The organism is Nocardia arthritidis NBRC 100137, from assembly GCF_001612765.1.
Lineage (GTDB): Bacteria > Actinomycetota > Actinomycetes > Mycobacteriales > Mycobacteriaceae > Nocardia > Nocardia arthritidis.
Genome location: NZ_BDBB01000013.1, coordinates 143982 through 160523, shown reverse-complemented (window position 1 = coordinate 160523; position 16542 = coordinate 143982). Strand labels below are relative to the sequence as shown.

General features: G+C 66.0%; 14 protein-coding genes, 1 tRNA gene and 1 pseudogene. 2 read left to right on the top strand and 14 right to left on the bottom strand.

Annotated elements, in window-relative coordinates; genetic code table 11:
- The first annotated feature begins 3 nt into the window (after window positions 1-3).
- On the top strand, window positions 4-810 hold the full coding sequence (locus NA8_RS11560; protein WP_063050362.1) for a 2-keto-4-pentenoate hydratase: 807 nt from the start codon (window positions 4-6) through the stop codon (window positions 808-810).
- 12 nt (window positions 811-822) lie between these two features.
- Here the strand turns inward: NA8_RS11560 and NA8_RS32625 are convergent.
- The 8 genes and pseudogenes from NA8_RS32625 to NA8_RS35905 all read right to left on the bottom strand — a co-directional run.
- A pseudogene (locus tag NA8_RS32625) lies at window positions 823-1220 on the bottom strand (transposase); the annotation flags it as partial.
- Between the two features lie 13 nt (window positions 1221-1233).
- The gene (locus NA8_RS11555; protein WP_084466701.1) at window positions 1234-1464 is read right to left on the bottom strand and encodes a RidA family protein; all 231 of its coding nucleotides are present in this window, start codon (window positions 1462-1464) and stop codon (window positions 1234-1236) included.
- Between the two features lie 18 nt (window positions 1465-1482).
- Complete coding sequence (locus tag NA8_RS11550) at window positions 1483-2154, bottom strand: DJ-1/PfpI family protein (protein ID WP_245663782.1); 672 nt, start codon at window positions 2152-2154, stop codon at window positions 1483-1485.
- 25 nt (window positions 2155-2179) lie between these two features.
- Window positions 2180-3169, bottom strand: a complete 990-nt coding sequence (locus NA8_RS11545; RefSeq protein WP_063050360.1) for a GlxA family transcriptional regulator — start codon at window positions 3167-3169, stop codon at window positions 2180-2182.
- A 341-nt stretch (window positions 3170-3510) separates the two neighbouring features.
- Window positions 3511-3861, bottom strand: a complete 351-nt coding sequence (locus tag NA8_RS33705; RefSeq protein ID WP_157106646.1) for a hypothetical protein — start codon at window positions 3859-3861, stop codon at window positions 3511-3513.
- Between the two features lies 1 nt (window position 3862).
- Entirely contained in the window at window positions 3863-4621 is a 759-nt protein-coding gene (locus NA8_RS11540; RefSeq protein WP_063050359.1) for a site-specific integrase, read from the bottom strand.
- A 123-nt stretch (window positions 4622-4744) separates the two neighbouring features.
- Window positions 4745-4818, bottom strand: a tRNA-Ile gene (locus NA8_RS11535).
- 150 nt (window positions 4819-4968) lie between these two features.
- Entirely contained in the window at window positions 4969-5772 is an 804-nt protein-coding gene (locus NA8_RS35905; RefSeq protein WP_439957377.1) for a DUF3566 domain-containing protein, read from the bottom strand.
- Window positions 5773-5835: 63 nt separating this feature from the next.
- On the opposite strand from NA8_RS35905, the gene NA8_RS35900 reads away from it, so the two are divergent.
- Complete coding sequence (locus NA8_RS35900; RefSeq protein WP_169810488.1) at window positions 5836-6162, top strand: hypothetical protein; 327 nt, start codon at window positions 5836-5838, stop codon at window positions 6160-6162.
- Between the two features lie 108 nt (window positions 6163-6270).
- On the opposite strand, the gene gyrA is transcribed toward NA8_RS35900, so the two are convergent.
- The 6 genes from gyrA to dnaN form a co-directional block, all read right to left on the bottom strand.
- Window positions 6271-8790 (bottom strand): DNA gyrase subunit A, encoded by a 2520-nt coding sequence (gyrA, locus tag NA8_RS11525; protein ID WP_063050358.1) that lies wholly within the window; start codon window positions 8788-8790, stop codon window positions 6271-6273.
- A gap of 52 nt (window positions 8791-8842) precedes the next feature.
- Window positions 8843-10888 carry a DNA topoisomerase (ATP-hydrolyzing) subunit B gene (gene gyrB / locus NA8_RS11520; protein WP_063050357.1) on the bottom strand — a complete coding sequence of 682 codons (2046 nt, stop codon included), beginning with the start codon at window positions 10886-10888 and terminating at the stop codon, window positions 8843-8845.
- 299 nt (window positions 10889-11187) lie between these two features.
- Window positions 11188-12099, bottom strand: coding sequence for an alpha/beta fold hydrolase (locus NA8_RS11515; RefSeq protein WP_063050356.1), 912 nt, complete (start codon window positions 12097-12099; stop codon window positions 11188-11190).
- Window positions 12100-12234: 135 nt separating this feature from the next.
- On the bottom strand, window positions 12235-12804 hold the full coding sequence (locus tag NA8_RS11510; RefSeq protein WP_063050355.1) for a DUF721 family protein: 570 nt from the start codon (window positions 12802-12804) through the stop codon (window positions 12235-12237).
- Window positions 12805-13164: 360 nt separating this feature from the next.
- Window positions 13165-14445, bottom strand: a complete 1281-nt coding sequence (gene recF, locus NA8_RS11505) for a DNA replication/repair protein RecF (RefSeq protein ID WP_084466700.1) — start codon at window positions 14443-14445, stop codon at window positions 13165-13167.
- 244 nt (window positions 14446-14689) lie between these two features.
- Complete coding sequence (dnaN, locus tag NA8_RS11500; RefSeq protein ID WP_063050354.1) at window positions 14690-15865, bottom strand: DNA polymerase III subunit beta; 1176 nt, start codon at window positions 15863-15865, stop codon at window positions 14690-14692.
- Window positions 15866-16542: the final 677 nt, after the last annotated feature.

Sequence of the window (16542 nt, the reverse complement as noted above, 5' to 3'; positions counted from 1 at the left end):
GCCATGAGTACGACGGTAATCGATATGGAGTTGGTGGACGCGGCTGCCGATTGGATCGGTCAAGGCATCGCCGGAAGGCGGACGGTTCCCCCCGTCCGAGAACTGCTCGGCTCCTGCGATGCGCGGATCGCCTATGCCGTACAGAACGAAGTGGCACGACGCCGGGAATGGGGTGGTGGGGTATTCGTCGGCAGGAAGGTCGGCCGCACATCGTCCGGCGGGCAACGCGTCTGGGGCACAGACGATCTCGAATTGGGTACTCTGTTCGCCGACATGGATGTCTCTGGAGCCGCCGAGATATCATCAGGCAGACTGCTTCAACCCCGAGCTGTCGCCGTCGTGGCCTTCATCCTGAAGCGAGACCTGGCCCATGAAGATATCGAAGACCACCGGGTCGCCGAAGCTGTCGATTTCGCGTCGGCAGCACTCGAGATAGCGGACAGTCGCATCGCAGGCTGGGATGTCACGATCATCGACAGCATTGCGGACAATGCCTCCAGTGGTCTGTTCGTCCTCGCCGACAGGCAGCTGAGGCTCGACGAGTTCGTCCCGCGCCATATCGAGATGCACATGTATCGCGACGCCATCAGTGCCGCAGAGGGCGACGGCACGTATGGCCTCGGTGATCCACTCGACGGCTTGGTATGGGCGGCCCGCACCGCCAAGGCGTTAGGAAATCCGCTGCGCGGTGGGGAGATCATCTTTTCGGGTCCGCTGGGCCCCATGGTGGAAACCCCTCCGGGGAGCAGGATTCGCGCCGAGTTCGGTCCTCTAGGATCCATCTCGGTCGCCTTCTCACCTCAGATGTAATCCGCCCCCCGAGGTGGCGGGTTGATCATCGGCCGGTGACCGGTGATGCTGCTGGACGTCCAGGTCGCGGGCCATCATCGACACCTGCGATTTCGACAGGCTGGTAACACCGGGGGACTCGACGAGTTTCTCCGTCCGCCGGGTCGATACGCCGAGCAGGTAGCAGGTCGCACCACGCTGGTGAGGGCTCGTTCGGCGCGTTTGCGGCGTTCGAGCAGCGAGTCCGGAAAGGAGCTGCCCGACTGCAATTTCGGGATGGTGACATCGATCGTGCCGACTCGGGTGTCGAAATCGCGGTGCCGGTATCCGTTACGGGAGTTGACCCGCTGCCGACTGCGTTCACCGTAGTAAGCAGCGCACATCGCGTCTGCTTCGGCGCTCATCAGTGAGTGAACGATCGTCAACAGCATCTCAGATTGACACCTATCCGTGCAGCAGTCCCAAGGTGGCTTCGGCCGCGGCGAGGGCGATCGCCACGTTGTCGAGCGCACGTTCGGTTTGTGCGGTGAGGTCTCCCGGGCCGACAACATTACCGTGGGGGTCGTGGGCCGCCTGTCCGGCTACATGGATGAGTTTGGAACCTGTCGCCACGGAGACGTGGGCATAGCCGTTCGGGGTGAGCAGCCCCGGTGGGTTGATCGTGGTCACTGGCATCGAAGCCTCCCTTGGGTGTCACGCCGCGGTCTGTGGGTCGGAGATCCAGCTGGCTCCGCGGTGGGCGAAGGCGGTGGCCACAGCAGCTACGAGATCTGCGGCGGCGTTCTCCTTGCTGCCAGAGTTGAACGGCGGGTCGGGCGCGTACTCGATGCCGAGTTGTACGGCCTGGGCCATCTGGCTTCCGTTGAGATCGGCGACCACGTGCAGGGCCATGTCGATACCCGCCGATACTCCGCCCGCCGTGATGATCTTTCCGCTCTTCACCACACGTTCTGGGGTGGGGATCGCACCGAATCTCGGAAGCAGATCGCGGGCCGCCCAGTGTGTCGTCGCTGGTCTTCCGTCCAACAACCCGGCGGCGGCGAGCAGCAACGAGCCCGTGCAGACCGAGGTCACGAACCGTGCGTGCGCATGCGTGCTTCGAATCCAGGCCAGGGTCGGTTCGTGCCCGAGCAACGTGTAGAAGGAGGCCAGGCTGCCAGGGACAACCACGATGTCAGGCGAAGCAACCTCCTCCAGCGACCGCTGGGCAACGATCGCACACGGCGCCGAATCGCTGTCCACCGCGCCGGGGCGTTCAGCGACGAAGACCGGCTCGATATCGGGGACCGCTGCGAGTACCTGGAACGGGCCGATCACATCGAGAGGGGTGAAGCCCTCATACAGCAGGAACGCAGCTTGCATCATTACTCCTTCGTGTTTGGGTGCCAGCTCACGCGGTCGCACCGTGCGTTAGACGGAATCTGGCTCGGTAGTCGGCGGGACCGACACCCAGGCGTCGGTGAAAGGCCCTCCGCATCGTCTCGGGCGTTCCGAAGCCACAGCGTGCAGCGACGGCATCAATGGAAGCGTCCGTGTCGAGCAAAGCCTGACGGGCGATCTCGACACGGGCCATCTCGACATAGGCAGCCGGTGTCACACCAACCTCCTGGCGAAAAGCACGCGCGAAGTGCCGGGGACTCATGCAGGCGCGCTCGGCCAGGATCTCGACGCGCAGATCCGCGGCCACGTTGTCCGTGATCCACGCCTGCAGTTCGCGCAGTGGTCTGCGTTCGGCCCGTTGAGCGGCCAGTTGGGCACTGAACTGCGACTGACCACCAGGCCGCTGCACGAACAACACCAACCAGCGGGCGATCTCCAACGCCACCGCACGGCCCAGATCATCCTCGACCAGTGCCAGCGCCAGATCCATCCCGGCCGTCACGCCCGCAGACGTCCACACCCTGCCGTCCCGGACGAAGATCGGATCACCTTCTACTGCGACCTGTGGGTACCGGCAGGCAAGTTCCTCGCACGCCGACCAGTGGGTGGTGGCCCGGCGCCCGTCCAGCACGCCCGCCCGCGCCAACAGCAAGGCACCATTGCAGACCGACCCCACACGACGTGACCGCCGCGCCGCCGATCGCAGCCAGGATATGAGCTCCTCATCGTGCTCTGCCGCTCTCGCACCAGGCAGTCCCCCAGCGACCAGCAACGTGTCGATCGGGCCTCTGCAGTGCGCGAAGTCGACGGTCGGCTGGATCAACAGACCGTTGGACGACGTTACCGGCTGCGCCCCGCCCGCGACGATCTCTACCGCGTAAGCCCCGCCTACCATCTGGCTCGCGCCATGAAAGACCTCCATCGGGCCCACCAGATCAAGCGCCTGTACACCCGGAAAGACCAGGAAGACGACGCGACGACACGTACGCTGCTCGACCATGCGGCTGATTCTTCACCAGGCGTCGTGATGGCAGCAATGACATATACCAGGCGAATCCTGCCATTGCCACACCCGGCCCAGAAAGCCGCGGAGACGTGACTCAGCGACGGCGACCAGCCCCCGTCGTTGGTTCGAAGAATGCGACCTCGATCGACCAGCGGGCGGAATACCGGGCGATGAGTTCGGCTGCCGCAGTGGTGGTGTCGGTGGTCAGTAGCGCCAGTCCGGGGCGGCCGGGGTTCGCGCACAACCAGCACTCAGACGGGCTGGGAGCGGAACGCTCCGTACCACAGGCAGCGGCGTTCGTGCACCGTCACGGTATGCGGTCAGCCTCGTCGTTTTCATTCTGCAGCACCGAAAAGCCACCCGAGCATCGTCATAGCCGCTGTCTGCAGTTCGGTAGGTTGTGACGCTTTCGCCCGAGTCGCCTGTAAGCGTCGTTCGGTCCAGCGGCGTATTTCTCGGGGCGAACCTTTGACTATGGGAAGGGCAACCAGGCCGGCCGCGATTTCCAAACCGAGCTCGGGCTCACGAGCGGTAAGACTTGTCTCGATCGCGGTCACGATGTTGTCCCAGGCGGTCCGGGCCCCCCGGTTCTCTTCACCAGGGCTGAACCATTTGATCTGCGCTTTGACGACTTTGTCTCGATAGTATCGACGGTAGCGGCGTTCGAGCCGTGCCGGCTCGTCCACGTCACTGGTGGAACTTGGGCTTGCCGAGCTTCAGGCGGCTGCCGCCGTCCTTCCACGCCTTGCTGATGCGCACCGCGCCGGTCTCGGGCTCGATATCGCCGACCAGCAGGGCGAAGATCTCGCTCGGCCGGGCCATGGAGACCAGGCCGAACTCCGCAAGCGCGCGCCACCGCTGTCCGAGCAGTTGCTCGAACAGTTCCCACTCGTCGTTGTCGAAGATATCGAGTTCGGGCGCGTCGTGGCGGGGCAGCCGCATGCCCGTGCACGGGTTGTAGGCGGTCAGTGGCTCCGGTCGTTCCAGCGTGGCCGCCCGCAGCCCGCCCGACAGGAAGCCGTGCTTGTTGTGGATGGTCTTCGGCGCGTTGCCCTTGTCCTGTTCCAGGTACACGATCCACGCGGCGTCGAGGTCCTGGGTGACGGCGTCGACGGTGATGTCGCCGAAGAACGGCGCGATGTCGTTGCGGATGTAGGCGTGGTACTTGCGCCGGACAGGCTCCGACACGCCGCGCAGCCGCTCGGTGTAGCGGGTCAGCCAGTCGGTCAGGCGGACGCCGCTGCCATCACGGCGCTGGACTTCCAGCACTTTCAAAGCCTCGTGGACGCCGATGCGATCGACGAGTCCGGCCCAGCGTTCCGCGGGCGCGAAGTCGTCGAAGGTTTCCGAGGAGCGGCGACGAACGCCGTCCTCGTCGTCGTACTCGAACTGGACCTGCCAGGCGATGGAACCGTCGGAGCGGCGCCGGGGGCGTGGGGTGAACATGTGAAGGTGTCTCCTGGGTCGGAAACGCCTCGAGATGCGGGTCAAAGACCTGCTGTGACACCACAGTCACATAACACGGGTGCCTGGAGCGGCAAATGTGGCCCTGACCTGCAGGTTCTTGGGTGGGCCTAGGAGGACTTGAACCTCCGACCTCTTCGTTATCAGCGAAGCGCTCTAACCGCCTGAGCTATAGGCCCGTAGTGGTGCTGTTCGCGTGAACAACAACGTGTAGAGACTACACAACAGTTCTCCGATGAACCAAAACGGCTGGTAGAAGACCTGCGCCAATGAAACGGCCGGCACCCGTCCTATGGTGGCGGGTACCGGCCGTCCGGAACGCTGGCTTGCTAGTCGGGGTCGGCCAGGGTGACCTGGATACCGCCGACGAGATCGCAGCACTGGTTGTAGATGAAGGTACCGACGGTGCCGAGCGCGGTGAACAACACGACGTTGATCAGGCCGATCACGCCCGCGTAACCGAACACGGTGCCCGCGTCGATCAGTCCCACCGAGCCGCTGTCCTGCGACACCATGTCGGTGAAGGTGTTGTTCAGCCGCTCCCACACGCCCATGCCCTCGAGCACGATGTAGAGCAGGCCGACCGCGAGCATCCACACGAAGAACATCGCCACGCTGATGACGAGCGAGATCTTCAGCGTCGACCAGGGATCAATGCGCCGGATCTGCACAGTGGCCCGCAGCGGCTCCCCGGAGGCGACCGCGGCGACCGCGACCGGAACCGCGGGCGAAACCGGCCCGGCCTGCGGAACTCCTGCTTCGTTCGGCGGCAGCGGATGCCGGATCTCGGACAGGTCGGGCATGTCCTTGATCAGTTCCGGGCGCGCGATGCTGCGGGTGGGCCCATCGATGCCGACCGACTTCACCATGGCCGCTTCTTTGCGCGCCGCCTTGGCCGCCAGGTCGGCGGTGGTGCGTGCGTTGGACGTGCCGCCGCCGAGACCCCCACCGCCGGAGTTCGGGCGTCCGGTGACCGGCGCCTGACCGGGACGGTACAGGTTGGACTGCGGCTCCCGCTGCGGCAGCTGCGCCCACCCGTCCTGGTACTGCGACTGTTGTCCGCCGTTGCCTGCGGCGCCGACCGGCTGCTTGTCCTCGCTCTCGGGCGCGGACTGCGGGGCCTGGTTGTTCATCCGCGTCGTCTTCTGGTCGAAACGGTCCTGGCCGTCGCCGCCCGGCGCCTGGTCCGGAGCGCCTTGCTGCGGCGCGAAATCACCCTGCTGGTCGCGGATCTCGCGCGGCTGAGCGTTCGGCTGGTTGCCGCCGGGCTGGTTGCCCGGGTGCCCGCCGGACTGCGGCCCGTTCGGCTGGCCCGGGTGACCACCCGGCTGCGCGCCACCGGGGTGCCCGCCGGCTTGGCCACCACCGGGGTGCCCGCCGGCTTGACCACCACCGGGGTGCCCGCCGGCCTGGCCACCACCGGGGTGACCGACCGGCTGCCCGCCGCTCTGCTGGCCGCCGCCGGGCTGACCGTTCTCGGCCGAGGCGACCGGCCGTGGGATCGGCCGCGGCGGGATCGGTGACGGTGCGATCCGCTCGGTCACACCGTTCGTCTGGTGCCGCTCGTCATTCGGCTGATTCGGAGTGGTCAATGGGAATCCTTGGGTCCGTTCGTTGCCGCCGCTGATGGGTTACTTCTCGGAGGAGTCGGTGTCGCCGCCACCGGAGACCTGATCGGGATCGGGCTCGTCGGCATTGCGCGCGATCGCAAGCAAGGTATCGCCCTCCGCGAGGTTCATCAATCGCACGCCCTTGGTCTGTCGTCCGGCCTTGCGAACCTGCTTCGCCGCCGTCCGGATCACGCCGCCACCGGAGGTGATCGCGTACAACTCATCGTCGTCGTCGACGATGAGCGCCCCGACCAGGGTGCCACGTTTCGCGTCGAACTGGATGGTCAATACGCCTTTACCGCCGCGGCCCTGCGCGGTGTACTCCTCGATCGCGGTCCGCTTGGCGTAGCCGCCGGAGGTGGCGACCAGCAGATATGTGCCGTCCCGAACCACATTGAGCGACAACAGTTCGTCACTCTCGTTGAACCGCATGCCCTGAACACCGGAGGTGGCGCGCCCCATCGGCCGCAGCGCCTCGTCGGTGGCCGAGAAACGGATCGACTGGCCGAGCGCGGATACCAGGAGCAGGTCGTCGTCGGCCGAGCAGAGCACCACGCCGACCAATTCGTCCTCGTCGCGCAGGTTCACCGCGACGATGCCGCCGCTGCGGTTGGAGTCGAAGTCGGTCAGCTTCGACTTCTTCACCAGGCCGTTCCTCGTCGCGAGCACCAGGTATGGGGCGTCGTCGTAGGACTTGATCTGGATGATCTGAGCGATCTTCTCGTCCGGCTGGAAGGCCAGCAGGTTCGCCACGTGCTGGCCGCGCGCGGTGCGGTTGGCCTCGGGGAGTTCGTAGGCCTTGGCCCGGTACACCCGGCCCTTGTTCGTGAAGAACAGCAGCCAGTCGTGCGTCGAGGTGACGAAGAAGTGCTTGACGATGTCGTCCTGCTTGAGCCCTGCGCCCTGCACGCCCTTACCGCCGCGCTTCTGGCTGCGGTAGAGGTCGGTCTTGGTGCGCTTGGCGTAGCCGGTCTCGGTGATCGTGACGACCACGTCCTCGCGAGCGATCAGGTCCTCGTCGGCCACGTCTCCGTCGGCGGCGATGATCCTGGTGCGCCGATCGTCGCCGTACTTGTCGACGATCTCGGCCAGTTCGTCGCGGACGATCGCGCGCTGGCGCTCCGGCTTGTCCAGGATGTCCTTGAGGTCGGCGATCTCGGCCTCGATCTTGGCCAGCTCGTCGATGATCTTCTGCCGTTCCAAGGCAGAGAGGCGACGCAGCTGCATGTCGAGAATCGCCGTCGCCTGGATCTCATCGATCTGCAGCAGCTCCATCAAGCCGAGCCGGGCGGTATCGGTGTTGGCCGAACGACGGATCAGGGCGATGACCTCGTCCAGCGCGTCGAGCGCCTTGACCAGGCCGCGCAGGATATGGGCCCGTTCCTCCGCCTTGCGCAGCAAGTAGCGGGTTCGCCGGACGATCACGTTCAACTGATGCTCGACGTAGAGCCGGATCATCTGGTCGAGCCGCAGCGTCCGCGGCACGCCGTCGACGATCGAGAGCATGTTCGCGCCGAAGCTCGTCTGCAGCTGGGTGTGCTTGTAGAGATTGTTCAGCACCACCTTGGCGACGGCATCGCGCTTCACCGTCACCACGATCCGCATGCCCACACGGTCGGAGGACTCGTCGTGGATATCGGAGATGCCCGCGATCTTGCCGTCCTTCACCTGCTCGGCGATCGAGTTGATGAAGTTATCGGTGTTGACCTGGTACGGGAGCTCGGTGATGACGATCGTCGTCCGGCCCCGGTTGTCCTCTTCGATCTCGACGACGCCGCGCATCCGGATGGAGCCGCGGCCGGTCGTGTAGGCGTCGTGGATGCCCTGGCTGCCGACGATCAGCCCATGGGTGGGGAAGTCCGGACCCTTGACGCGCTCCATGCACGCCGCCAGCGTGGCTTCCTCGTCCGCGTCGTAATTGTCCAGCGCCCAGTAGATCGCCTCGGCAAGCTCGTTGAGGTTGTGCGGCGGGATGTTGGTCGCCATGCCGACCGCGATGCCGTTGCTGCCGTTCATCAGCAGGTTCGGCACCCGGCTCGGGAGCACCACGGGTTCCTGGGAACGGCCGTCGTAGTTGGGCGTGAAATCGACCGTCTCATGGTCGATCTCACGCAGCAGTTCCATCGCGAGCGGGGTCAGCCTGCACTCGGTGTACCGCATCGCGGCGGCGCCGTCGTTACCGCGGGAACCGAAGTTGCCCTGACCGTCGACGAGCGGGTACCGCAGCGACCACGGCTGGGCCATACGGACCAGGGTGTCGTAGATCGACGCGTCACCGTGCGGGTGATAGTTACCCATGGTCTCGGCGACCGGACGGGCGGACTTCACGTAACCGCGGTCCGGGCGGTAGCCGTTGTCGTACATCGCGTAGAGCACGCGCCGATGCACCGGCTTGAGGCCGTCGCGCACATCGGGCAGCGCACGGCCGACGATCACGCTCATCGCGTAATCGATATAGCTGCTCTGCATCTCGTTCTGAATATCGACCGGTTCGATACGGTCGCCCGCACCGCCATTCGGGGGCAGCGTGGTCTCGGTCATGCGGTCTCCTTACCGGGCCTGGCGTGAACAGGGCTGTGTGAACTCACGCCGGCTATACGTCGAGGAAGCGAACGTCTTTGGCATTGCGGGTGATGAAGCTGCGACGCGCCTCGACGTCCTCCCCCATCAGGACCGAGAACAGTTCGTCGGCAGCAGCCGCGTCGTCGAGCGTCACTTGACGAAGCACCCGCACCGCGGGATCCATGGTGGTCTCCCACAACTCCTTGGCGTTCATCTCACCGAGGCCCTTGTAGCGCTGCACGCCGTCGTCTTTGTTGATCTTCTTTCCCGCGGCGAGCCCCGCTTCGAGCAGACCGTCACGCTCGCGATCGGAGTAGGCGAACTCCGGATCGCTGCGCTGCCACTTGAGCTTGTAGAGCGGCGGCTGCGCGAGATACACGTGCCCGTGCTCCACCAGCGGGCGCATGAAACGGAACAGCAGCGTGAGCAGCAAGGTGGAGATGTGCTGGCCGTCCACATCGGCGTCGGCCATCAGCACGATCTTGTGGTAACGCAGCTTGCCGATGTCGAATTCGTCGTGGATCCCCGTGCCGAAGGCGGTGATGATCGACTGGACCTCGTTGTTCTTGAGAACCTTGTCGATACGCGCCTTCTCGACGTTGATGATCTTGCCGCGCAGCGGCAGGATCGCCTGGTACATCGAGTCGCGGCCGGACTTCGCCGAGCCGCCGGCGGAGTCACCCTCGACGATGTAGATCTCGGACTTGCTCGGATCCTTGGACCGGCAGTCGGCCAGCTTGCCGGGCAGGCCACCCAGGTCGGTGGCGGACTTGCGCCGCACCAGTTCGCGCGCCTTGCGCGCGGCGACGCGGGCCTGCGCCGAGGAGACCGCCTTGTTGACGATGGTCTTCGCGTCGGCCGGGTTGGCCTCGAACCAGTGTGTGAGGTGCTCGTTGCAGGTGCGCTGCACGAACGACTTCACCTCGGTGTTGCCGAGCTTGGTCTTGGTCTGGCCCTCGAACTGCGGCTCGCCGACCTTGACACTCACGATGGCGGCCAGGCCCTCCCGGATGTCGTCACCGGTGAGGTTGCCGTCCTTCTCCTTGATGAGCCTCTTGTCCTTGGCGTACTTGTTGACCACTGTGGTCAACGCCGCGCGGAAGCCCTCTTCGTGCGTGCCGCCCTCGTGCGTGTTGATGGTGTTCGCGAAGGTGTGTACCGACTCCGAGTAGCCCGAGTTCCACTGCATCGCGACCTCGAGCTCGTGGCCGGTGCCCTTGCCGGTGAACCCGACGACCGAGTTGTGGATCGGCTGCTTGGTCCGGTTGATGTGGCGGACGAAGTCCTCCAGACCGCCCGGGTAGTGATAGGTGCGGGTCTTCACCTTGTGCTCGGCGGGCGCTGTGCCCTCCTCGGCGTGCTTGGGCGCCTCGGCGGTTTCGCTGACGACCTCGTCGGTCACGTCGGAGTCGCTGACACGCTCGTCGGTGAGCTTGATGGTCAGTCCCTTGTTCAGGAACGCCATCTCCTGCAGCCTGCGGGCCACCGTCTCGAAGTTGTAGGTGGTGGTCTCGAAGATCTCCGGATCCGCCCAGAAGCGGATGGTGGTGCCGGTCTTCTTGGTCGGCTCACCCTGGATCAGCTTGCCGGGGATGGCGTCCTTGTAGGTCTGGCTCCAGTGGTAGCCGTCGTGGTCGATCTCCGCTTCCAAGCGGCTCGACAGCGCGTTGACCACGGAGATACCGACGCCGTGCAGACCACCGGACACCGCGTAGGAATCCGAGTCGAACTTGCCGCCCGCGTGCAGCTGGGTCATGACGACCTCGATGGTGGGTATGCCTTGGGCGTGCATCGCCACAGGAATGCCGCGGCCGTCGTCGACCACTTCGACGCCGCCGTCGGCCAGCAGCGTGACCTCGACCTTCGTCGCGTAGCCGGCCATCGCCTCGTCGACGGAGTTGTCGACGACCTCCCAGATCAGGTGGTGCAGACCACGCTCACCGGTGGAGCCGATGTACATGCCCGGACGCTTGCGAACCGCCTCGAGCCCCTCGAGAACCTTGATGGAGGAGGCACCGTAGTCCTGCTTCCCGGTCGTTCTGGTCGAACCCGATGCGGTGGAGTCTTTGGCAGCCACTGGTCGGTAGCTCTCCTTACTTGCTGATCCCGGCATAGAGCGATCGGACAGCACGCGTCTACCCTGGTCATTCTCTCGAGAATCAGGGTCCACGCGCGGACTGTGCGGAACGCGCCGAAGGTATCGCCGCTAGTTACGTCACCATCCTACTGGTACACCCAACTTACAACCCACTTCCGACACCCCTCACAGCGCCGTGGATGCGAGAAATTGGAATTCGGCGACTCGGTTCCGCCTCCCGGCGGTTTTGATCCATCAGAAGTGGGCTGAGAGATGCGTTGGCGGGTCACCGCCCCGGATCAGCGCGGGAGGTCGACCCGGGCGATGAACGCGGCGGTGTGGCGCGCCAGTTCCGCGGGGTGGGAGATCGGCGACCAGTGCCGCGCCGGGATCTCGACCCGGGTCAAACGCGGCACCCACCGGTCGGCCTCGGCGTTCGCCACGGGCCGCACGGCGCGGTCGCCAGTGGCGACGATCAGCTGGACGGGTACCTCGATAGGACGAGGCCGCGGATGACGCAGGTGGGTCCGGATGTTCGCACGGTAGAGCTTCAGACTGTTGAGCATATCGGTGCGCAGCGTAGGCGCCGTTTCCACCAGTGCGGGGTCCAGGCCGTCGAAGAACGCGAGGAAACGCGGCCAGCGGCCGGCGAGCACCCGCAGCACCGGATCCGGCAACTTGGGGATCTGGAAGGCGACGGTATAGGCGGAGGCCACGGCTTGGACCAGGGCGCCGCGCAGCCGCGCCGGGGTGAGCGGACCACGCAGATAGGCGCCGAGGAAATCCAGATTGGGGCCGGACACCGAGGTGAAGGACGCGATCACCGATGCGGCGTCCGCGGCGGCGGCCGCTTCCCACCCGATCACCGAACCCCAGTCGTGCCCGAGAACATGCACCCGTTCGCCGGGCACGACCACGTCGATGACCGCGCGGACATCGGCCGCGAGTTCTTCGATCCGATAGTCCTCGACCGCTCTCGGAGCCGAGCTGCTGCCCACACCCCGGTTGTCGAAGGCGATCACGCGATGGCGGCCGCCGAGCCGGGCCGCAACCCGGCTCCACAGCAGATGAGTATCAGGCCAGCCATGGATCAGCAGAACCGGTACACCGTCGGGGTTGCCGCATTCATAGACCGCGAGTTCGACATCGCCCCGGCGAACCATCCGGGTCGCGCTCGCCGGAAATGGACCGACCGCCGTGGTGATCGTCATCGAAATTCTTTCTGCCCGGACGATTTCGCTCCGGCGTCGCGAGCTTCTCGGCGCGACGTCGAACCGGGGCGTTCCACGTGAAACGCCGCTTTACGGATAAACGTAACACCAAGTATCAGATACTGCCCGCGGTGGTCATCCGTAAGTGTCGCGCGGTCCGCGACCTCTGATATGGCGTTCACCCTTGCGCCAGCTCGGCGCGGCAGGCCCCGAGATCTTCAGCGAGGTCACCACGCCCTGGCCGACCGCGGCATTGATCTTCGCCAGGATCTGGCTCTGCAGCATCCGCAGCTGCGTCGCCCACGCGGTCGACTCGGCGGAAATGCTCAGTACGCCGTCCTTCAGAGTGATCGGTGTGGCGTGCGCCGCGATGTCCTCGCCCACCACTCCCGCCCAGCGGCCGAAGACCATGCCCTCGGCCACCTTGTTCGACCAACCGCGATTCTTGGCGATCGAGCCGGTCAGCCTGGACAGCGGCTGTGGATCGCGCTCGTCGGGACCGGCGCCGGACCATCCGGTGCGCCTGCGGGCGCCGGGCCGCAGCCTGCGCTGAGGCGAGGAACGACCCTGACCGACAGCCTTGCCGCTCGCCCGAGCCGCGGCGCGCGCTTCCTCGAGGGCGCGCCGGGCCAGGTCGATGCCGCGCAATTCGGGCTGCGCTCCTGCGGATTCAGCGGGTCCGGGCTCCGCGGGCTGATCGTTCATCGCCCCGCTCCCTCCGCAGTCGGTAGTTTGTCCCCAGTTTCGATCAAGTTGTCCCCAGCCTTTGCCCGAGGTTGCCGGTACCGGTAATCGTGCGCTCCGCCAGCCCGGGCAGCCGGGGGACCGATATGTTCCCCGCCCATATCGCCGGATATCCGGATCATCCCGGTAGCTTGCTCAGCTGTTGCTGAAGCAAGTCCCGCAGGAGTGTTCACCCTTGACCCGGCGAGTTTTCCACAGGTGTTGGGGAATCGGTCTCAACTGGGGAGAACTCGATCGGCAGCACCGACGACTCGTCACTGTAGTGGACCGGAGCGACGGATGTGGATGCTGGGATCACCTGTCCACTCCCCCTGTGGATGATTACGGCGCCCGCGACTCCGTCGGACCGGTGACCGGAGCACGTTCGCTCTCGATCGTCGGACGCGTGGCCTCGTCGTTCTCCCGTTCGCCGCCGAGATCCTCGCTCCCCAACGGGTGCTCCGCGACGATCCGGGAGACGCGGCCGTCGGGACCGCCTGCGGTTTCCACCCGCAGCGGCACGGCGGCGAGTTCGGCGGGCACGTCCTCCGGCACGGCCGCCGTGATCAGCACTTGCTCCGCGCCGGCCGCGACGGCCGCCAGCGCGGCGCGGCGCCGTCGGTCGAGTTCGGCGAACACGTCATCGAGCAGCAGCACCGGTTCGGCACCGGTGGCGCGCAGCAGTTCGAACGCGCCCAACCGCAAAGCCAAGGCGAACGACCAGGACTCGCCGTGACTGGCGAACCCCTTGGCGGGAGAATTCCCCAGCGTCAGGTCCAGTTCGTCGCGATGCGGACCGACCAGGCACACCCCGCGCTCGAGTTCCTTCGGCCGCGCGGCGGCGAGCTCACGCAGCAAGATTCCCTCCAGCTCCTCCGGATCCTCCGGACGCGGCACCCTGGCCGGGTCCAGGAACTCCGGGGGCAGTGCGGCGCTGCGATATGCGATCGCAGCGGGGCGCGACTCCGGGGCGATCGAAGCATAGGACCGAGCCAGGTACGGCGCGAGTTCGTGCACCAACCGCAGCCGCTGGGCGAGCAGGATGGACGCATGTGCGGCGAGGTGCCCGTCCCATACGTCGAGGGTGCTCAGATCGGCCTTGGACCGAGATTGCCGCCCCGCCGTTTTCAGCAGTGCCGAGCGCTGGCGCAGAACCCGGTCGTAGTCGCCGCGGACCGCGGCCAATCTGGGGAGGCGAGTTGTGCACAACTCGTCCATGAATCGACGGCGCTCGCCCGGGTCGCCGCGTACCAGCGCGAGATCCTCCGGCGCGAACAACACCGTTTGCAGAATCCCCAGGATCTCCCGCGTCCGGCGGACCGGTGAGCGGTTGATCTGCGCGCGATTGGCGCTGCCCTGGTTCAGCTCCACATCGATGCGGAGTTCGCGGCCGGTGTTGACCACCGTTGCGCCGACGCGGGCCCGCTCGGCCCCGGTGCGGATCAACGGAGCCTCCGAGGCGACACGATGCGACCCGAGCGTGGCAAGGTAGCCGATCGCTTCCAACAGGTTTGTCTTGCCGTTGCCGTTCGATCCCAAGAAAACGGTTCGACCTGGGGATAATTCGAGCTCCGCATACTCCCACGAGCGGAAGTCACGCAGCGAAAGAGTTCGGACGAACATCCGCTTATCGCGCCCCTGCCTGGGACGAAGCGGACATTTCCGCCGGTCGGTACATCGTCGCCGCATGAGACGGGTTTCCTACGCTGCGCGGCAGCCCTGTGGAACACCTGTGGATAAAGTGCGGCCCGAACTGCGCGTAAACCGATTTCTCCGACGTCGCTGGGGAGTTTCCAGCGGCATCACCGTTCATCCGCGCTGGACCACGCGGCGCGGAGCCATACGGAACCAGGTCATGCACAGGCGATCAGCCCGGCAGCCGGACCGGCATCAGCAGATAGATGTACGGGCTCGACAACGCCGCGAACGTTCCGGAGTCGAGCACCTCGGGTTCTTCGTCGGAGGCGGGCAGCAGCACCGCAGGCCTGCTCGGGGTGGTGAAGCCGAAGGTGACCCGGTCGGCGTGCAGGGCGGAGAGGCCGTCGATGAGGTAGCCGGGGTTGAACGCGATGGTCAGCGATTCACCGCGGAAATCGGCCTCCAGCCACTCCTCGGCCCGGCCCGCGTCGTCACCGCCCGCGGACAGCAGCAGGCCGTCGGCGGAGAACTCCAGCCGCACCTGCGCGCCGCGTTCGGCGACCAGCGCGACGCGCTTGATCGCTTCGGTCAGCGCCGCGACGGCAAGGGTGGCGATGGAGGTGTGCTCCTTGGGGAGCAACTGGCGGAACTTGGGGAATTCCGCGTCGAGCAGGCGGGTGGTGGTCCGGCGGCCCGCGTTCACGATGCCGAGCAGGCCGTCCGACCCCGCACCGGTGCCCAGGGACAGCTGAACGGGCGCGTCGGATGGCCCGAGCGTCTTGGCGGCCTCCGACAGCGTCCTGGCCGGGATGAGCACCGAAGTCTCGATGTCGGCGCGCGCGGGCTGCCATTCGATGTGCCGGACGGCCAAGCGGAATCGGTCGGTCGCCGCGAGAACGACCTTGGATCCCTCGATCTCCACGCGGATACCGGTCAACATCGGCAGAGTGTCGTCGCGGCCGGCGGCGACGGCGACTTGCCCGACGGCCTCGGCGAAGACATCCACACTCAATTCACCGGTCTGCTGGGGCACCTCGGGCAGTTGGGGATAGTCCTCGACGGGCATGGTCGGCAGCGAGAACTTCGCGCTGCCACAGGTGATCAGCACGCGGGTGCCGTCCACGGAGACGTCGACGGGCTTGTTGGACAGCGCCTTGGTGATGTCGGCCAGCAGACGACCGGAGACGAGTACCTGGCCAGGGCCTGCGACCTCGGCCGCGACCCGCACCTGCGCGGAGACCTCGTAGTCGAAGCCGGAGACGGTCAGACCGTCCTCGTCTGCGACCAGCAGCACACCGCCGAGCACCGGAACCGGGGGCCGGGACGGAAGGCTGCGCGCCACCCAGGCGACGGACTCGGCGAAATCCTCGCGGGCGACCCGAAACTTCATGCTTGCAAGCTCCATCGCCCGATCTGTCCTCTCCCGGTTCCGTGATCTGTTGTCGGCTCGTCAGTGTCGGTGCTCGAAAGGGTCCTGCCGAATCGGCCGCCTTCGCAGTCTGGCACAGGCGACAGACATCAAACCGTACCCGCGCGAGGGACGTGCACCTAGCCCGACCCTCCGGCGCCACGAATAGGCGAGTCCTGAGCGCGGACGGGCAGGCGGGGTACCGGGACCGAGTCGGGGCATACCGCGGGCACGGACGCCGGATGCCGATCCGGCTTCGGCACCGATGGATCGAGCTCTCCTCCGTCCCGTCGTCCTTGCCGGAGACCGGGACCGGCCGGCGAAGGTGCGGCGTCCGACCGACTTTCCACACAGCCTGTTTTGAAGAGAGATCTCTAATGAGAAGAACTGAAGTAGTAGTAGGCACTGTGGATTCTGTGGACTGCGCCCGAATCCGCTGCTCAGGGGGCGTGGCGCTGTGGGGATGGCCTCGGAGTGTCTCGAGGATGAACACGAGGGGTCTGTGGAGGTTCCGCAGTTGTCCCAGATTCATCCTCGAGTGGTCCTCGAGTTGTTCCACCGGATTCACCCGGTTGTTCACACATGTGCACGAAATCGTGGACAGCTCGAGGAATCCTCGAGGACTCCACACGGACTCCTCGAGGATTCCACAAGGTCCGATCCGGACAGGTCCG